Origin of the sequence: Streptomyces sp. NPDC058240, from assembly GCF_042882135.1 — a bacterium.
Classification (GTDB): domain Bacteria; phylum Actinomycetota; class Actinomycetes; order Streptomycetales; family Streptomycetaceae; genus Streptomyces.
In genome coordinates this window covers 200514-217122 of sequence record NZ_JBHVWT010000011.1, presented here as the reverse complement: position 1 = coordinate 217122, position 16609 = coordinate 200514, and the positions used below count along the sequence as shown (strand labels likewise).

Genomic DNA, 16609 nt, shown 5'->3' with positions numbered 1-16609 from the left:
ACGTACTACCCCAATACGGAGCAATGTCCGAAATGAACCATTCTGAGTCGATTCCATGCTGTTCGGGCGGCCCTGTTCCTACTACCCTCCCTAGGGTGTGACCTGGCCCCTATGGGTGGCATCACATCCACAGGGCCGTTCCGGGGCGATTTCGAGGCCATCGGCAGGGCTGCCCGCGTACGGCTTTCTGCGCACCGGGACCTGTGTACGGGGCACCGGTGGGCTCCTCTTGCCGGTGCTAGCGCACCCGCGCTAGCGTGTTGCTGTGCCCAAGACTCAGCTGAACGTGAGAGTGGACGAGACGACCGCCGAGGCCGCGCGGCAGCGCGCGCTACAGAGGGGGATGAGCGTGAACCGCTACATAGAGGAGCTCGTGAGGCAGGATGCGGGCGAGGTCGGACACACCTTCGTCGAGGCCGCGGCCGACTTCATGAAGCAGTACGAGTCGGTGTTCGCCGAGGAGTTCGGCCCGGAGCGCAAAGGCACGCGTTGAACCTCCAGATCGACCTTTCCTGGCTGCTCATGGTGGCCGAGCACAAGACCCCCGGTGATCCGCAGGTCGTCGACTGGGGTGCGCTCGTGGCCGCGGTGGCCCGTCATGAGGCCGAGATCTTCGGCAGCCCCGTCTACAGCGACCCGCACTCCCGGGCCGCTGCCCTCCTGCAATTGCTGCTCCACGTCCCCGCGCTCGAACACTCCAACGCGATGTTCTCCTCGGCCGTCGCGTACGGATATCTCGTCGCCTCCGGACTCAAGGTCATCACCTCGCCCGAGCAGGTGCGCGACCTGGCCCGACTGGTCAAGGAGGGCAAGGCGGACGTCCGGGCCATCGCCGACGAACTCCGTCAGTGGAGTCTGTGACAGCCCCGGCACGCGACGACGGGCCGGTGCGCGTCAGTCCACCGCGGCCGGGCGCCGGGCCACACCCAGCACGCAGGCCGACGTGGGCAGCCGGACTCCCCACTCGGGCATCCTGACCCTGCGGTACGTCTCCACCACGAATCCGGCTCTCTCGATGGCGGCCAGGGTGTCGCGCGCCGTGTGACACCCGCCCGTCACCAGCGGCCAGACCGTACGGTCCAGTGCCCGCTGCGCTGCCGCCATGGCCCGGTCGTCGGCTCGCACATGCTCGAAGAAGCGCAGCTCACCGCCGGGCCGCAGCACCCGCACGATCTCCGCGAGCGAACGCTCCACATTCCGTACGGTGCACAGCACCAGTGAGGCGACGGCCCCGTCGAACGCCTCGCTCTTCACCGGCAGCGCCTCCGCCGTGCCCGGCACCACATCCACCGGGAGTGCCGCACGCAGCGCCGACCGCACCGCCAACTGCCGCAGGCTGCGCTCGGGTTCGATGGCCACCACCTCCGACACCGTGGGCGGGTAGTGCGCGAAGTTCAGGCCATTGCCCGCGCCTATCTCGATGACCCGGCCGGACAGGTCGGCCAACAGCTCCGAGCGCACCGCGGCCAGGCCCGCCCTGGTCTCCGCGGCCACACTCATCCGGGCGTAGAACCGGGCGAAGACGGGGTGGTGCACCGCGTCCTCCGGGATTCTCGTGCTGCGCGGACGCATGACGGACCTCCTCGACCGGGCGCTCGGACAGAAAGTACGGCTACTTAGATTCTCCCCCGTCCCGCACCGCTCAGCCGCTCAGCGGCGGGTCGATTCCCGCCCAGCTCCGAGGCGAGCCAACTCCTGGCCCGCGCACGGAAGTCAGCGGGGTCCAGGGACCCTGCACCGGCCGGCACCGCACCCAGCAGCGGGGCGCCCGCCACCACGGGGAGGTCCGCCAGATTGCAGCGCGCCGCGAGATCCGGCTCGGCAGGCATGCTGCCCACCACCACGCCGAGGCACTCCAGCCTCCGGGCCCGCAGCGCCTCCGAGGTCAGCGCGGTGGTGTTGAGCGTGCCCAGACCGGCGGGCGTCACGACCAGCACCGGGGCGGCCAGCAGCCGGGCGGCGTCGGCGAGGGTCGAGCCCTCGTCGTCGAACCGTACGAGCAGACCGCCCGCACCCTCGATCAGCACCAGATCGTGTTCGGTCGCCAGCTTCTGAGCCGCATCGGCGATCTCGTACGGCCGTACCGGCGGGAGGCCTGCCCTCCGGGCGGCGGTGGCAGGCGCCAACGGTTCGGGGAACCGGGCCAGTTCGACCGCGGTGACATGACCACCCGCCAGCCGGACGACCTCGGCGGCATCACCCGGCTCGCCGGGGGCCAGCCCAGTCTGCGCCGGCTTGAGCACCGCGACACGGCGGTCCGGGTACGCCGCCGCCACGGCCGCCGTCACGACCGTCTTGCCGATCTCCGTGCCCGTCCCCGTCACTACCAGAACCGTCATCTCATCCCTCTCGCGCAGCCGCGCACACGGCACGGCAGATCCGCGCCATGTCCTCGTCACCGGTCACATACGGCGGCATCGTGTAGACGAGGTCGCGGAACGGCCGCAGCCACACCCCTTCCCGTACCGCGGCCCGGGTCGCGGCCGCCATGTCCACCTCGTGATCGAGCTGTACGACGCCGATCGCACCCAGCACCCGTACATCCCGCACCCCGGGCAGCTCCGCCGCCGGGGCGAGACCCTCCCGCAGCCCCGCACCGATCCGCCTCACCTCCCGCTCCCAGTCCTGGCCGAGCAGCAGATCGATCGAGGCGCTCGCCACCGCGGCGGCGAGTGGATTGCCCATGAACGTCGGTCCGTGCGCGAGCACCGGCACCTCGCCGCGCGAGATACCCTCCGCCACCCGGGAGGTGCACAGCGTCGCCGCCATCGTCAGATAGCCGCCGGTCAGCGCCTTGCCCACGCACATGACATCGGGCGAGAGCCCCGAGTGCTCGGCGGCGAACAGCTTCCCGGTACGGCCGAAACCCGTGGCGATCTCGTCGAACACCAGCAGCACGTCGTGCTCGTCGCACGCCTCGCGCAGCACCCGCAGATACGCGGGGGAGTGGAACCGCATCCCGCCCGCGCCCTGCACCACCGGCTCCACGATCACCGCGGCCAGCCGGTCGGCGTGCTCCGCGATCAGTTCCCGCAGGTGCCGTACGTACGCGGCATCCGGTTCCGCGTCGAAACCGGCCGGGGGCTCGGCGGCGAAGATCTGGCGGGGCAGAACGCCCGACCACAGCTCGTGCATGCCGCCCTCGGGGTCGCACACCGACATCGGCTGCCAGGTGTCCCCGTGATAGCCGCCGCGCCAGGTCAGCAGCCGCTGCTTGGCGGGCCGCCCGGCCGAGCGCCAGTACTGCAGACACATCTTGACCGCGACCTCTACGGAGACCGACCCCGAGTCCGAGAGGAAGACGTGCCGCAGCGGCTCCGGGGTGATCTCGACCAGCCGGGTGGCCAGCCGCACGGCGGGCTCATGGGTGAGCCCGCCGAACATCACATGGCTCATCCGGCCCAGCTGACCACGGGCCGCCTCGTTGAGCACCGGATGGTTGTAGCCGTGCACCGCCGACCACCAGGACGACATGCCGTCGACCAACTCCAGCTGCCCGTGGGCCGGTTCCGCCAGCCTCAGCCGCACGCCGGACGCGGACTCCACGACCAGCGGCTCCTGGCGCCCCGGCATCGGGCCGTACGGATGCCAGACGTGGGCCCGGTCCAGGGACCGCAGCTCGGCCGGGGAGAGGGACTCAGGCATTGGGGGCGAGATCCGTTCCCGCGCCGCGACGGCGGACCGCGACCAGGTCCGTACGGGCGGCCGGCGCTTCCTGGGACTCGGCCTCGGCCTCTGCGGGCGCTTCACCGCAGGGGGCGCATCCGCCGTCGTGCGAACCGCATCCGCCGCCCGGCTGTGCCCGGTGCGTGGGCAGCGTCGTCGTTCCCGCACCCTCCACCTCGAAACCGGCGTCAGCGATCATGTCCAGATCCGCCTGGCCCGCCTGACCCTCACTGGTGAGGTAGTCGCCCAGGAAGATCGAGTTGACCAGGTGCAGGGCCAGTGGCTGCATCGAGCGCAGATGCACCTCGCGCCCGCCCGCGAGCCGTACCTCCACATCCGGGCAGACGAAGCGGACCATCGCCAGAATGCGCAGACAGCGCTGCGGGGTGAGGTTCCACTCCTTGGCCAGCGGAGTTCCCTCGAACGGGATCAGGAAGTTGACCGGAACCGAGTCCGGGTCCAGTTCGCGCAGCGAGAAGACGACATCGACCAGGTCGGCGTCGCTCTCACCCATCCCGGCGATCAGCCCGGAACACGCCGAGAGCCCGGCGGCCTGCGCCTGGTGCACGGTCTCCACCCGGTCCGCGTAGGTGTGGGTGGTGGTGATGTCCCCGTACGTCCCTTCGGACGTGTTGAGGTTGTGGTTGTACGCGTCGGCGCCCGCAGAGCGCAGCCGGTCGGCCTGACCGTCGGAGAGCAGACCGAGGCAGGCGCACACCTCGACGCCCTCGTTCTGTTCCTTGATCGCCTCGATGGTCTCCGACACCCGGTCGACGTCGCGGTCCGTCGGACCACGACCGCTCGCCACCAGACACACCCGCTTGGCCCCGCCCGCCACCCCGGCGGCGGCGGCCTTCGACGCCTCGTCCGGTTTCAGCCAGGTGTACTTGAGGATCTCGGCCTTCGAGCCGAGCCGCTGCGAGCAGTACGAGCAGTCCTCGGGGCAGAGGCCGGACTTGAGATTGACCAGATAGTTCAGTTTCACGCGTCGCCCGAACCACTGACGGCGCACCTTTCCGGCCGCGGCCACCACTTCGAGCAGATCGTCGTCCGAGGTCGCCAGTACGGCGAGGGCTTCTTCGCGGGTCGGCAGCTCGCGCCGCAGCCCCTTGTCCACCAGCGTGTTCAGGAGGTCCATGGCGAAGATCCTGGCCTACCGCACGGCTCCCAGCCAAGGAGGAACCGGACAACAGAGCCTGCCAAGGGTGTGTGTATTGCCACACCATGACCTGCTGCGCCCGCGGTTAGGGTCTGTGAGCTGCCTACAAAAGGGACCGCTCATGTCCTTCGACCCGTTCGACTGGATCGACGAGGAGGCGCGCCGCCGCGCCGACGCCGGACTCGTCCGTACTCTGCGCCCCCGGCCCGCCGCGTCCGGACTTCTGGACCTCGCGAGCAACGACTACCTGGGACTGACCCGGCACCCCGACGTCACCGCCGCCGCGGCCGAGGCCGCGCGCCGGTGGGGTGCGGGCGCGACCGGATCGCGACTTGTCACCGGCTCCACCGCGCTGCATGCCGAACTCGAAGGCGAACTGGCCGAATTCTGTGGCTTCGAGGCGGCCCTGGTGCTGTCGTCCGGCTACGCGGCCAACCTCGCGGCCGTCACGGCGCTCACCGGTCACGGCTCGCTGATCGTCTCCGACGCGGGCAACCACGCCTCGATCGTGGACGGCTGCCGGTTGTCCCGCGCCGGGACCGCCGTCGTTCCGCATGCCGATCCCGATGCCGTACGCAAGGCTCTGCGGTCGCACGAGGGACGGGCGCTGGCCGTCACCGACTCGGTCTTCTCGGTCGACGGCGACGCGGCACCGCTGCCCGGACTGGCCGATGTCTGCCGCACGGAGGGCGCCGCACTGCTCGTCGACGACGCGCACGGCCTTGGCGTGCTGGGGGAGGGCGGCAGAGGCGCGCTCGCCGCGGCCGGTCTCGCGGGCGGCGAGGGGATCGTCACCACGCTGACCCTCTCCAAGTCCCTGGGCAGCCAGGGCGGAGCGGTCCTCGGACCGGCCCGGGTCATCGAACACCTCGTCAACACGGCCCGCACGTTCATCTTCGACACCGGTCTCGCGCCGGCCGCGGCGGGCGCCGCACTGGAGAGCCTGCGGCTGCTGCGCCGCGAGCCGGAGCGGGCCGGCCGGGCCCGCACGGTCGCCACCGCGCTGTACGAGCAGCTGACCGCGGCCGGTCTGACCGCCGTGCGGCCCGACGCGGCCGTGGTCTCGGTGCGGGCACCCTCGGCGGACGCGGCGGTGCACTGGGCGGCCGACTGCCGCACGGCCGGAATCGCGGTCGGGTGCTTCCGGCCCCCGTCGGTTCCGGACGGGGTGTCCCGGCTGAGGCTGACGGCGCGAGCCGATCTGACCGGGGAACAGATCGCCACCGCCGTGTCGATCGTGCGGCGGACCGCTCCCGTCAGCTGACCGGGCCCCGGTGCAGACCGGTGACGAAGGAGGTCCAGGCCGCCGCGGAGAACCGCAGCGGTGGCCTGGACACATCCTTGGAGTCCCGCACGGCCAGCCGTCCGTCACCGAACGACGCTGTCTCCACACAGTTGTTCATACCCGTGCTGCGGCTGCTGCGCCGCCACCGTAAGCCGTGCTGTGCGAGGCATTCCGACATGAGGCCCCCTCGGGCGGTCCGTGGTCACCGACCATCGCGGTCGATCGCGGCGATGAGGTCCAACGAGTGCTCCGGCGACAGCGCGTGTGCCTGCATCGTGCGGAAGGCCGAGCTGTACGCCTCAAGGTCTTCTTTCCGCTCCAGATAGAGGCTACTCGTCAAATGGTCGAGAACGACCACATCCAGATCAGAAGTGCTCGGAAATGAGAAGATAACGAAAGGTCCGGTGAGGCCGGCATGGCCGCCCACCGAGAACGGCAGCAACTGGAGCTGCACATGGGGAAGTTGAGCCACCCGGGTCAGATGGCGCAGCTGCTCCCGCATCACCCGGCACCCGCCGACCTCGCGCCGCAGCACCGCCTCGTCGAGCACCGCGCTCAGCCGCAGCGGCGGATCGGTCCGCAGCACCCCCTGCCGGGCGAGCCGCACCTCCACCAGCGAGTCCAGCTGGCCCGCGGGCAGTCCGTCCAGCGAGGCCCGGGTCACCGCCCGCGCGTAGTCGGCCGTCTGGAGAAGCCCGGGTACCACCGAGGTCTCCAGCGTGCGCGCGGTCCGCGCCTGGGACTCCAGACTGATGAAGTCGCGGTACTGGGGCGGGATGAGACCGCGATAGGCGTGCCACCATCCGGTGCCGCCACCGCCCGCCGAACCCGCCAGCGTGGCCAGCAGATCCCGCAGCTGGGTGTCGTCCACGCCGTACGTGTCCAGCAGCCGGGTCACATCGGCCGGCCGCACCCCGCTCACCCCGGTCTCGATCCGGCTCACCTTCGACTGGTGCCAGCCGAGCATCCGCGCCGCGTCCCGACTGGTCAGTCCCGACGCGTGGCGCAGGCTCCGGAGCTCCTCCCCGAGCTTGCGGCGTCGAACCGCAGGGCCGTGCTGCATCCGCGGCCTCCCTCCCTCTTCTGCCGAGCGGACAGTGTGCCGCCCACATACGGTCTTGCGTGACAGGGTTCACCGCATTGAGCGACAGATATATGCATATCTTGGTGGATCGCCGTCGTAGAGGGCAGCATCAATGGCAATCTGGCGCGAAGCACAACCCGGACCGATCGCGGGTCGGTCCGGGTGGGAAAGGGACGGCTCGCCATGGCAGACCATCAGGAAGCAAACGTCACTCTGCCGAGCGAGCCGGCCTCGGTCTCGGCAGCCCGCAGGTACGTGGCCCGGGTGCTCGGCGACTGGGGCCTGGCCGCCGACACCGATTTCGCCGACAGCATCCGGCTCATCGTCTCGGAGCTCGCGACCAACGCGGTCCAGCACACCTTCGGACAGTCGCCCACCTTCACCGTGGACCTCCGGCTGGAGCGGGAGGAGCACCTGCATCTGGGGGTGACGGACAGTCACCCCCGCTGGCCCAGGCGACTGCCCGCCGCGGTTCAGCAGGACAACGGGCGCGGCATGGTGATCATCCGCTGTCTGGCCAAGCAGTGCGGCGGCCGGCTCACCGTCACCCCCACCGCCGACGGCGGCAAGACGGTGTGGATCGCGCTTCCGTGGAGCGTCCCCGTGCAGAGCTGACCGACGCGTACCGGTGACCGACCGCCCGCGCGGTCATCCGGCTTCCGCGCCCGGCCGCTGCGCCGACCCCGCCCGCCCGAACCCACTGCGCAACAGGGCCTGGAGCGTCGCCGCCGCGGCGCTCGCCCGGTCCCCGCAGTGCACCACCGAGATCGTCCGCCGGAAGGAAGCGGGATCCACCCGCCGTACGGACAGCGGCGTCGGCGACATCGCGGCGACCATCTCCGGGACGACCGCCATCCCGATGCCCGCACTGACCAGGGCGCACACCAGTGCGTAGCCGGGCGACTCGCAGACCACGGCGGGTGTCGCCCCGGCCTCGGCCAGGGCCTGCTCGACCCCGCGGCGCGGCGGATGGGTCGGCGCGCTGCTGATCAGCGGCCGTCCCGCCAGTTCCGTCACCGGCAGCCGCCCGCTGCCTTCGGACAGCATCTGACCGACCGCCGTGATCAGGACCAGCTCCTCGACCAGCAGCGGTTCGGCGAAGACCCCGGTGGGCCGGGCCACCGGGGCAGCCGGCTCGTACTCGTGGGTCAGCGCCAGATCGACCTCGCCCGCGGCCACCGCGGCGACCCCCTGAGGCGGTTCGTACTCGGTGACCGTCAGCTCCACGTCCGGGTGGGCGCGCCGGAAGGCGCTCAGCACCGGCGGCAGCAGGTGGATGCCCGCCGTGGTGAACGTGCCGACCCGCAGACGCCGCTCTTCCGCACCGTTCAGCTGCTCGGCGGGGCCTACGTCCTGTACCTCGGCATCGGCGCCCTGCGCGCGGTGCGGCGCCGCACCCCGGAAGCGGACGGGCCCGGGGACCAGCACGCGGACCAGGGACGCGTGCGCGCACTGCGTCAGGGCTTTCTGACCAATGCGCTCAATCCCAAGGCGCCGGTGCTCTTCCTGAGCCTGCTGCCGCAGTTCGTCCCCGACGGGCAGCCGCCGCTGCCCAGGACCCTGCTGCTCGCGACGATCGTCGTGGTGCTGGCGCTGGTCTGGTTCCCCGCCGTGGCGCTCCTCGTGGACCGGCTGGGCAGGTGGCTGCGCCGGCCGCGTACCGCGCGCACCATCGAGGGCGGCAGCGGTGCGGTGCTCACCGCGTTGGGTCTGGTGCTGGTGACCGGTCCGCTGCTGCATTGAGCGCAGGAGCGGCCGGCGGCCCGGCGCCGGGTCCTGTCCGGCGGAGCACGGCCGAGGGCGCGACCCTGATCCGACGGACAGGAGCAGCCTCAGCGGACCCGTCCGTAATAGACGCTCTTGGTCCAGATCTTCTCCAGCCGGACCACCGCGCCGGTCCTCGGCGAATGCCAGATCTTTCCGTTTCCGGCGTAGATCCCCACGTGGTAGACGTTGCGGCCGAAATGGAAGAAGACCAGGTCGCCGCGTTGCCTGTGGGAGGCCGAGACGTGGCGGGTCCGGTTGTACTGCTGCTGGGCGGTGCGGGGGAGCTTCTTGCCCGCCTTCTTGAACGAATAGAGCGTCAGCCCCGAGCAGTCGAAGCGGTTGGGGCCGGTGGCTCCCCACCTGTACGGCGAGCCCTTCTTCGATGCCGCGATGTTGAGCGCCTTCATCGACAGGGTCGCCGCCTGGGCGTCCGTCGCGGCGCCCGGGGCGAACATGGTGCCGCCGACGGCGGCGAGAGTCAGAACCGAGGCCGTACCGGCCCGGACGAGCAGAGACGGGACATGAACCTGCGCAGTCATGCGCAACCCTTCGTCAGCCGCCTGTGAAGGATGACCTGTCGGGTTCGGGCTGGCGAAGTTGCCCGGCCGCGTTCGGCGGCTTCACCCCGAGGGTCGACCGGTGTTCAGGTCGACCCGTTGTGCTCGGGTCCTCCACTCCTGCCGATCCACTTCTGTCGACCAGACATCCGGACGGCGGCAGGACTCGGCGTCCGCCCGGACCGCCCCGCCGCGGTGGCGGGGGCTTGTCGTCCCAGGGATCTTGACTCACCGACTGCCGGATTTCCGAGCTGAAACAGGGATATGTGAGGCTCCTCACGACTGATCCGTTCGGGTGGGCATGGTGATCCATGAGGCTCTGCCGGTGATTCGGACCGGTGCCGTACCAGGGCGGAAGGGTGGATTCCGTCCACTGTCCACGCGGAAAACGCAAGTTGAGGAGTCCCTCGCGAGGGGGACTTCCTACGCCGAACGAGCGAGGAATTTTGATCGGCCCGCCGGGCGTGTCGGGTAGGGGAGTTGAGTGACGACGGCCGGACCCCGGAGCAGGGGGAGTTGGCCGAACCCCGCCACCGGCGCGGACCGCGGAAGTCGATCAACTCGCCGGAGCGGGGGGTACGGTGACGCGTCCGGCCCGCCGTTCCCCGTCCAGTACGCGCAGCGCTCGGGCGAGCGTGGCGGCGTGGATCTGCGCCTCGCCACGCTCGTGCATCAACGCGAGGGCGTCCCGCAGCGCGCCCGCGTGCGAGGCCAGCGCCTGCGCGGCGCGCAGCGCGCCATAGGTGTCGCTGCCGCGGGCCGGGTTGATCCGGCCCACCTGGTCGAGGACTTCGAGGTAGCGGTCGATGAACTCCCCCTCGGCACGCGTCAGTGCGGGGAGCGGCGGGAACTCCGGCGGCTGCATCGGGTGTTCACCTCGCGCCGTGCGGCGGGAGTGAGGTGTTCCGGTTCTCCAGGACGTGGTCCACCAGCCCGTACGCCTGGGCGCCCGCCGCGTCGAGAATGAGGTCGCGCTCGATGTCGTCGGCGATCTGCCCTGCGTCACGGCCGGTGTGACGGGCCAACAGGGCGGTGAGCATCGTGCGGACCCGTTCCAGCTCCTGTGCCTGGATCTCCAGATCGGACGGCTGGCCCTGCACCGGTTCGGTGAGCTCGGGCTGCCGCACGACGACCCTCGCGCCGGGCAGTGCGTGCCGCCGGCCGGGAGCGCCCGCGGCGAGCAGTGCGGAGGCGCAGGAACCGGCCTGGCCGAGGCAGTAGGTCTCCACCTCGCAGGTGAGGTACTGCATCGTGTCGTAGATCGCGGACATGGCTACGAACGAGCCGCCGGGGGAGTTGATGTAGAGCGAGACGGGCCGGTCCGGGGCGGCGTACTCCAGGTACATGAACTGCGCGATCAGATCGGAGGCCGCCGTGTCGTCGACCGGGGTGCCGAGGAAGACGATCCGTTCGGCGAGCAGCTTGGAGTACGGATCGAGGGTGCGGGTCCCGTCGGTCGTGCGCTCGGTGAACTCGGGCAGGACATGACGGGCGGTGGGACGGAACAGCATGGCGATGCCTCTCCTCCGGGGTCTGTACGGGGGTCTGCACAAGCTTCGTAAAAAATGTACAGGACGTACAGAATGTTCTGATGGGAGCAGATCCTGGTGATCCACTAAAAATCCCAGGTCAGAGGCTGTTTTGGCTGTTCGCTGAGGGCGGATATCTCACCAATTTCTAGACGTCTTGCTCGTCAGGCTGCTTCGCCCTCACTGAAACCGAGTAGAGAAGTGAGGTGGTCCGAGGCGACGCGGAGGTCCTCGTGGCCCGGGTGGACGTACACCCGCTCGGTGAAGGTGGCGTTGGCATGCCCGGCCCATGCGGCGAGGACGACGTCCGGCACGCCGCTGACGGCAAGAAACGTGAGGCACGCGTGGCGCGCGTCGTAGAGCCGGACCTTCCTCAGCTCCAGCTTCCGCTGCAGGGAGTGCGCGGCCTCACGCAGGTGGCGAGTCGTGAGCGGCTGGCCGAGGTGTTGGGCCGTCGAGGGGCGAAGTCCTGTGCCGGCTTGGCCGCCACGCCTGCGGGCGCCGACAAGTAGCCAGGCGACCATGGACTCGACGTGTTCCTCCGTCAGTCCTCCAGGTCCTCGGCCGTGATTCCTCCTGCCCGGGAGGACTTCTGCCTGGTCAGGCCCGCACGGCCATGCTCCCGTCACAGATCAGTGAGAGAGCGTGTGAGACGACGAAGCCCTGCCGGCGCGTTCCGGCGAGGCTTCGTCACGCAACGGGCTACGGCGTTGTTCGGTATTCGGCACGGGCAGCGTTGTACTCAGGCTCTCCGCAATCAAGCACGCGTAGCAAGGATGCGGTGACGACGCGAGTCGAGCGGCCAACCTTGAGTACCTGGCACGGGAACTCGCCCCGACGAACCAGTGCGTAGCCGTACTGCGATACCGACAGCTCGGGGGCTTCTTTGCGTAATCGGATTCTTCAGGTCATTTCGGGTCCACATTCAACGAGTCTGGCTAGGAGCGTGTGTGACTGCCAGGTCGTGGCTGCTGACCGAACGCGGCAGTGGCGTATCCGTGATCTGCGGGATCGCCGGTTTGGGTAACCGGCGATCCCGCGCTGTGTTGCTCCGTCTTGAGTCACCTTGCTGAGTCTCGTTGATCTGTTCCCGATGACGCATCATGTGGAGTGCGTGGCGATTCTGGAGCCGGTCGCAAAGGGCGCCTGACCTGCGATTTCGTGCGTGCGCATTATGTGCGGTGTGGGCGTTACGGGAGATATCTTGACGCTGAAATGACGCTTGGGACGCTCATTTGACGCTCGTTCTGATGGAGTGTCAGGCGACTTGCCGGGCAGGTCAGGCCCCGTCGAGGTGGCGAGTATCAGTAGGGCGTCGAGGGCAGATGACGCTGAACGCAGCGCTCCTGGCTCCGGATGGTCAGATGTCGCGCAAGAGACCAGCGAGGCCCGTGACCTGCCGGTCTTGGTTGTTGAGAGTCGCTGACCTGCACATCTGGTCTTTCGATTGCTTCAAAGGCGTGCCGGTTACTGAGGATTTCGGGTTGTCGTCGGGTACGGTTGATGATCCTTGCGATATGCCGTTGGTATGCGTTATCCGGAGGGTGGGGGCCTGACTGAGGTTGATCCCTGGGAGCGGACACCGGGTTTCATGCAACGAGTGACAGCGTACGTGACGTGATTCTCGGCGCTGGCCGCTGGCGTCAGCACAACCTCCACCGACGATCGGGGCCTTGGGGCCCGCAAAGAAGACTGACGCTCGCAGTCGGCGTCGAGAGCTGTCACGTGATCACCGATGATGATCGTGGTCCAAGCCCCCTGCGGGGACTACCTCTTACGTGCTCGTGAGCCATCAGCTCCGGTCCAGACCGAGGAACCCGCAGGTGGACTGCGGATCCCGCCTCACCGTGGACGTCCTGCCGGGCGCCCTGCCCGTACCGTGCGCCCTGGTGGATCCCTCGGACCCCCGGTGACGGCGGCCCCGGGCTCCCTCACCGGGGAGCTGGCGAACTGGGCGAGCGCCCTGCGCGTCGAGGACGTCCCGGACCGCGTCGTCGCACTCGCGGCGTAATTCGGCACTGCCCAACTGATCGCAGGTCGCGGGCGGTCGGAGCATCGCGCGCGACGTGGGGGGTGTGCGACTGCGACCACGTTCCTATGCGGTCCCACGCCGCTGTCACGGCAGTCCCACCAGTCAGGCAAAGTCGGCCGCGGCCTTGGTCGCGGGCTCTCGGCCCGAGGTAATGCGAACGGCCCCTCGGTCCACCTCACGCGAAGGTGTGAAACCACCACGCCCCGTAGGAGTCGCCCACCCCCGTGACAACGGGCGAAGAACCGTTCCGCGCGTCAACTCCAGCCTTGAACGGCCGCACAATCTCATCCTCTGCGCATGCCATGGTGTCCGCCGGGCGCCCCCCCACGCCCACCACCGACCGAAAGCGAGGCACCGTGAAGAAGTCCATCGCCTGCTGGACCGCAGCAGTGGCATGCGTTCTGCTCGCTCTCACCGGAACCGCCGAAGCCTCCGACGCCATCATGGCAAAGCCCAAGGCGTGGTACTCCACCGCCGTCTGTGGTGTCGAGAAGATCGGAAGTGGCGACCACGGAGACAAGCAGCTCAAGGGCAACGGAAAGGGGAAGAGCAAGTCGGAGGCCGAAAAGTCCGCCCAGCGAGATGTACAGGCCCAGATCAGCAAGAAGTACGGAAAGGGGTACCGGGCGCACCACTGCACCTTCCGCAGCTCCAGGCGGTAGGCCCCGCGCCCGTGGAAACACGTGAACAACAGAAAGCGTAAGAAGCTGCCGAAGCGGCTTGCCGCGGCTGCCGGTGACGGACGAGTCGGCCTTCTCCAGCGACTCCTCGCCCAAGGGGCCGATCCCGACACTCGCGACCCTGACGGAGCCACACCGCTCTATCTCGCCGCCGTCCAAGGCGAAAACCGCTGTGCCGAGCTGCTCCTGGCGGCCGGGGCCTCGCCCAACGCCGAATCCCGGGGGTGGCGCAGCGGACTGCCACTCGCCGCAGCCACCGCCAAGGCCAACCTGCCCCTCGTCGAGCTGCTGCTGTGTCATGGAGCCGACCCGCACCTGCGGGAGTCGGGGGGTGGCTCGGCGCTCGCCTGGGCACAGGGCTGGAGCGACGACACCGAGGAGCGGCAAGCCGTCCTGGCGCGGCTGCGCAGCCTCACCGTTTGAGCCGTCCCCACCGGACGGTCGGCACCTCCGGTTTGCCGAGTGCTGCTGGGGGTGCCCCTATGTGCTTCGTCGACCCTGGCCGGGGTTGTTCACGGGGTTTGTTCTGGGTTCGCAAAGCGTGAAGTTCCCCGTGGGTCGGGTGCCGTGTGGGCAGACCTGTGGTCGATGTGGCGGGTGGCCGCGTCGGTGCGGGGACGCGACGGGGCGGAAAGGGTGTTCGAGCGAGGCTGACCCATTTCGGCCATGACGCTCCGAGTGCGCGGAAGTCACTCCCCGTGAGCGTGAGGCTGCGTCTGACCTGCTGGTTCTTGCTATGCCACTTCCGGTGAGGACACCCAGTGCTTCGCCTACGACGGCTACCGCCGTCTGACCGAAGCCTGGACCCCGTTTTCCAACGACTGCACCACCACCCGCGCGGCGTCCGCCCTCGGCGGGCCGGCCCCGTACTGGACCAGCTGGACCTACAAGCCCGGCGGCCTGCGCGACACCCAGACCGCGCACAGGGCCACCGGCGACACCAAGACCGGCTACGGCTACCCTGCCGTCAACGCTTCCGGAACCGGCCAGCCCCACACCCTGACCTCCGTCATCGTCAACAGCGGCACAGCCAAGACCTACACCTACGACGAGCACCAGGCCGTGCCTCTGCGAGGCAGGTCAGCAGCTGCCGAGCCGCCTGCCGACGCCTTCGGGCTGGCCGGGAGACCTCACGGCCAGGACGTCTGGCTGCACCAGCCCGATCGCGTCATATGAGGTGTCGATCCTCGCTGAGGCCCGCCAGGATTCAGGGCGACCAGAAAACTCTCCGTCTCACCTCGTCTCACACATCTCTCGCAGACGAGAGCGCACGGGAGCACGCGAGAGCCTCTGACCTGGATAATCGCTGTCACCACGGACCACGGCGGACCGGGTGGACATTACATAGGCTAGGAGCATGGCCTATGAGATTCCGGTGACGCAAGCCCGAGCTGAGCTCGCCGAATTGATCAACCGTGTCGTCTACGGCGGTGAGCGCGTGGTCGTGACGCGGCATGGCAAGCCGCTGGTGGCGCTCGTCTCGGCCGCTGACCTGGAGCAACTGGAGAAGGGTGAGGCGGCTGCCGAGGAGCAGGTGATCAGCTCGGTCTCCTCGATCGGCTCCTCGGTGTCCGCTCCCGGCGAACGGCGGCGTTTCGGCATCGCGGCGGAGCACAGGGGACACCACGAGCCGGGCAGCTGAGCGCCGCGCCGTCGGCCCATGACACGGGAAAGCCGGGTACCCCGTCCGCTGCGACGGGGGTACTCGGCATGTCCGGGCCGGGGGCGGCCCGCGAGTGCCGGCTTCCGGGTGCTGGCCGGAAACGCGACCGGAGGCTGCGCGCGGCGTCGGCCGCCGATGAGTACCGCGCCCAGTCCGAGCGCCGCCCACAGGGCGAGGGTGAGCAGCGGGCCGCCCGCACCGCGGCCGTCGAAGAACGCGACCTACCGCAGCAGTGAGCCGCCCGCCCCCGGTGGCATCAGCTGTCCGATCGCACCGACCGGTTCGGGCAGCAGTTCGGACGCGCTGGTGACGCCCGAGACGGGGTTGCCGAGCGGCACCATCAGCAGGGTGCCGACGCCGATGCCGGGCGGTCCGGCGAGTGCGGCCGGCCCCGCGACCGTCCCGCCGATGGCCGGCACGGTGAGTCCCGGCGTCCGGCCTCGGCCCACCAGTTGCCGGTGATCACGCCGAGCCAGTTGCCGGTTGGCCTGCGCCGCGACCGCCTCGCTCAGCAGTTGGCCGCCATGCGGGTCGTCCGGACCGACGTGGTCGAGGGCTACCGTGAGGCGGGGGTCATGCGGGCGGACGCACCCGCCGACCATGTGACGCGGACGATGATGGCGGCCGCGCAGGGGTTCTTCGCGCAGATGGCGCCTTCGGCGACGCCGAGCCGGAGGTGCTGGAGAGCGGCCTGCGCGGCCTGATGTCCATGCATCTGCCGGAGAGCAGTTAACGCGCCGGAAAAACTTCGGCTCTAACGTGCACCACCTCGCCCGGAGTCGGCGGCCCGCTGTTCAACGGCCTCGTTGAACACGGCTGTCGCCCCGCCGTGCCCAGGGCCGGTCCCGGGCACCGGACTGTGAGGTGGACGCATGCGACTGACCCCGCACGAGCAGGAACGCCTGCTCGTCCATGTTGCCGCCGACGTGGCCCGGCAGCGCCGGGCGCGCGGGCTGCGGCTCAACCACCCCGAGGCGGTCGCGCTGATCACCGTCCATCTGCTGGAGGGTGCCCGCGACGGCCGTACGGTCTCCGAACTGATGGCGTCGGGCCGCAAGGTGCTCACCCGCGACGACGTCATGGACGGGGTGCCCGAGATGATCCACGACGTCCAGGTCGAAGCCACCTTCCCGGACGGCACCAAGCTCGTCACCGTCCACGAGCCGATCGTCTGAGGGGAGGTGCCA

At 69.6% G+C, this 16609-nt stretch carries 20 protein-coding genes, 2 pseudogenes and 1 riboswitch; of the genes and pseudogenes, 10 read left to right on the top strand and 12 right to left on the bottom strand.

Features of this window, described 5'->3' with window-relative positions; translation table 11 throughout:
* The first annotated feature begins 265 nt into the window (after positions 1-265).
* Together ACFVX4_RS20515 and ACFVX4_RS20510 are read left to right on the top strand one after the other, a co-directional pair.
* Positions 266-493: an antitoxin gene (locus ACFVX4_RS20515; RefSeq protein WP_385330706.1), complete on the top strand. Its 228-nt coding sequence runs from the start codon at positions 266-268 to the stop codon at positions 491-493.
* Positions 490-861: a fic family toxin-antitoxin system, toxin component gene (locus tag ACFVX4_RS20510; protein ID WP_093551070.1), complete on the top strand. Its 372-nt coding sequence runs from the start codon at positions 490-492 to the stop codon at positions 859-861. Before ACFVX4_RS20515 ends, ACFVX4_RS20510 begins: the two co-directional genes overlap by 4 nt.
* A 33-nt stretch (positions 862-894) precedes the next feature.
* Here the strand turns inward: ACFVX4_RS20510 and ACFVX4_RS20505 are convergent, their stop codons facing one another.
* Genes ACFVX4_RS20505 through bioB form a run of 4 tightly spaced genes read right to left on the bottom strand, consistent with a single transcriptional unit; the run spans position 895 to position 4804 of the window.
* Entirely contained in the window at positions 895-1572 is a 678-nt protein-coding gene (locus ACFVX4_RS20505) for a class I SAM-dependent methyltransferase (RefSeq protein ID WP_389979114.1), read from the bottom strand.
* A gap of 44 nt (positions 1573-1616) precedes the next feature.
* Entirely contained in the window at positions 1617-2339 is a 723-nt protein-coding gene (bioD, locus tag ACFVX4_RS20500; protein WP_389979111.1) for a dethiobiotin synthase, read from the bottom strand.
* A 1-nt stretch (position 2340) separates the two neighbouring features.
* Positions 2341-3645, bottom strand: a complete 1305-nt coding sequence (locus tag ACFVX4_RS20495) for an adenosylmethionine--8-amino-7-oxononanoate transaminase (RefSeq protein ID WP_389979108.1) — start codon at positions 3643-3645, stop codon at positions 2341-2343.
* Entirely contained in the window at positions 3638-4804 is a 1167-nt protein-coding gene (gene bioB / locus ACFVX4_RS20490; protein ID WP_385330718.1) for a biotin synthase BioB, read from the bottom strand. Before bioB ends, ACFVX4_RS20495 begins: the two co-directional genes overlap by 8 nt.
* Before the next feature lie 142 nt (positions 4805-4946).
* On the opposite strand from bioB, the gene ACFVX4_RS20485 reads away from it, so the two are divergent.
* Positions 4947-6089 carry an 8-amino-7-oxononanoate synthase gene (locus ACFVX4_RS20485; RefSeq protein WP_389979104.1) on the top strand — a complete coding sequence of 381 codons (1143 nt, stop codon included), beginning with the start codon at positions 4947-4949 and terminating at the stop codon, positions 6087-6089.
* Here the strand turns inward: ACFVX4_RS20485 and ACFVX4_RS20480 are convergent.
* Positions 6082-6288, bottom strand: a complete 207-nt coding sequence (locus ACFVX4_RS20480) for a DUF397 domain-containing protein (RefSeq protein ID WP_389979101.1) — start codon at positions 6286-6288, stop codon at positions 6082-6084. The two genes, ACFVX4_RS20485 and ACFVX4_RS20480, sit on opposite strands and share 8 nt — an antisense overlap.
* A gap of 24 nt (positions 6289-6312) precedes the next feature.
* Complete coding sequence (locus ACFVX4_RS20475; RefSeq protein ID WP_389979098.1) at positions 6313-7173, bottom strand: helix-turn-helix domain-containing protein; 861 nt, start codon at positions 7171-7173, stop codon at positions 6313-6315.
* Positions 7174-7377: 204 nt separating this feature from the next.
* Here ACFVX4_RS20475 and ACFVX4_RS20470 point away from each other — a divergent pair, with 204 nt between their 5' ends.
* Complete coding sequence (locus ACFVX4_RS20470) at positions 7378-7809, top strand: ATP-binding protein (RefSeq protein WP_389979095.1); 432 nt, start codon at positions 7378-7380, stop codon at positions 7807-7809.
* Between the two features lie 33 nt (positions 7810-7842).
* Here the strand turns inward: ACFVX4_RS20470 and ACFVX4_RS20465 are convergent, their stop codons facing one another.
* A complete protein-coding gene (locus ACFVX4_RS20465; protein WP_389979092.1) occupies positions 7843-8622 on the bottom strand; it encodes a LysR substrate-binding domain-containing protein in 780 nt (259 codons plus the stop codon).
* Here ACFVX4_RS20465 and ACFVX4_RS20460 point away from each other — a divergent pair.
* A pseudogene (locus ACFVX4_RS20460) lies at positions 8509-8937 on the top strand (LysE family translocator); the annotation flags it as partial. The gene ACFVX4_RS20465 and the pseudogene ACFVX4_RS20460 overlap by 114 nt on opposite strands.
* Positions 8938-9026: 89 nt before the next feature.
* On the opposite strand, the gene ACFVX4_RS20455 reads toward ACFVX4_RS20460, so the two are convergent.
* The 4 genes from ACFVX4_RS20455 to ACFVX4_RS20440 form a co-directional block, all read right to left on the bottom strand.
* Complete coding sequence (locus ACFVX4_RS20455; protein ID WP_389979089.1) at positions 9027-9500, bottom strand: C40 family peptidase; 474 nt, start codon at positions 9498-9500, stop codon at positions 9027-9029.
* A gap of 3 nt (positions 9501-9503) precedes the next feature.
* Positions 9504-9687: riboswitch (cyclic di-AMP (ydaO/yuaA leader) on the bottom strand.
* A gap of 387 nt (positions 9688-10074) precedes the next feature.
* Positions 10075-10383: a hypothetical protein gene (locus ACFVX4_RS20450; protein WP_389979086.1), complete on the bottom strand. Its 309-nt coding sequence runs from the start codon at positions 10381-10383 to the stop codon at positions 10075-10077.
* 7 nt (positions 10384-10390) lie between these two features.
* Complete coding sequence (locus ACFVX4_RS20445) at positions 10391-11026, bottom strand: ATP-dependent Clp protease proteolytic subunit (RefSeq protein ID WP_389979140.1); 636 nt, start codon at positions 11024-11026, stop codon at positions 10391-10393.
* A 185-nt stretch (positions 11027-11211) separates the two neighbouring features.
* Entirely contained in the window at positions 11212-11571 is a 360-nt protein-coding gene (locus tag ACFVX4_RS20440; RefSeq protein ID WP_389979083.1) for a tyrosine-type recombinase/integrase, read from the bottom strand.
* Positions 11572-13435: 1864 nt separating this feature from the next.
* On the opposite strand from ACFVX4_RS20440, the gene ACFVX4_RS20435 reads away from it, so the two are divergent.
* The 3 genes from ACFVX4_RS20435 (at position 13436) to ACFVX4_RS20425 (ending at position 15401) form a co-directional block, all read left to right on the top strand.
* On the top strand, positions 13436-13741 hold the full coding sequence (locus ACFVX4_RS20435) for a hypothetical protein (protein WP_326764261.1): 306 nt from the start codon (positions 13436-13438) through the stop codon (positions 13739-13741).
* A 21-nt stretch (positions 13742-13762) separates the two neighbouring features.
* Positions 13763-14182, top strand: a complete 420-nt coding sequence (locus tag ACFVX4_RS20430) for an ankyrin repeat domain-containing protein (RefSeq protein ID WP_326764260.1) — start codon at positions 13763-13765, stop codon at positions 14180-14182.
* 934 nt (positions 14183-15116) lie between these two features.
* A complete protein-coding gene (locus ACFVX4_RS20425; RefSeq protein WP_389979079.1) occupies positions 15117-15401 on the top strand; it encodes a type II toxin-antitoxin system Phd/YefM family antitoxin in 285 nt (94 codons plus the stop codon).
* 86 nt (positions 15402-15487) lie between these two features.
* Here ACFVX4_RS20425 and ACFVX4_RS20420 read toward each other — a convergent pair.
* Positions 15488-15900 (bottom strand): annotated as a pseudogene (locus ACFVX4_RS20420) (ABC transporter permease); the annotation flags it as partial.
* On the opposite strand from ACFVX4_RS20420, the gene ACFVX4_RS20415 reads away from it, so the two are divergent.
* Together ACFVX4_RS20415 and ACFVX4_RS20410 are read left to right on the top strand one after the other, a co-directional pair.
* Positions 15881-16126 (top strand): hypothetical protein, encoded by a 246-nt coding sequence (locus ACFVX4_RS20415; protein WP_389979148.1) that lies wholly within the window; start codon positions 15881-15883, stop codon positions 16124-16126. The pseudogene ACFVX4_RS20420 and the gene ACFVX4_RS20415 sit on opposite strands and share 20 nt — an antisense overlap.
* Positions 16127-16294: 168 nt before the next feature.
* Positions 16295-16597, top strand: coding sequence for an urease subunit gamma (locus tag ACFVX4_RS20410; RefSeq protein ID WP_389979076.1), 303 nt, complete (start codon positions 16295-16297; stop codon positions 16595-16597).
* Positions 16598-16609: the final 12 nt, after the last annotated feature.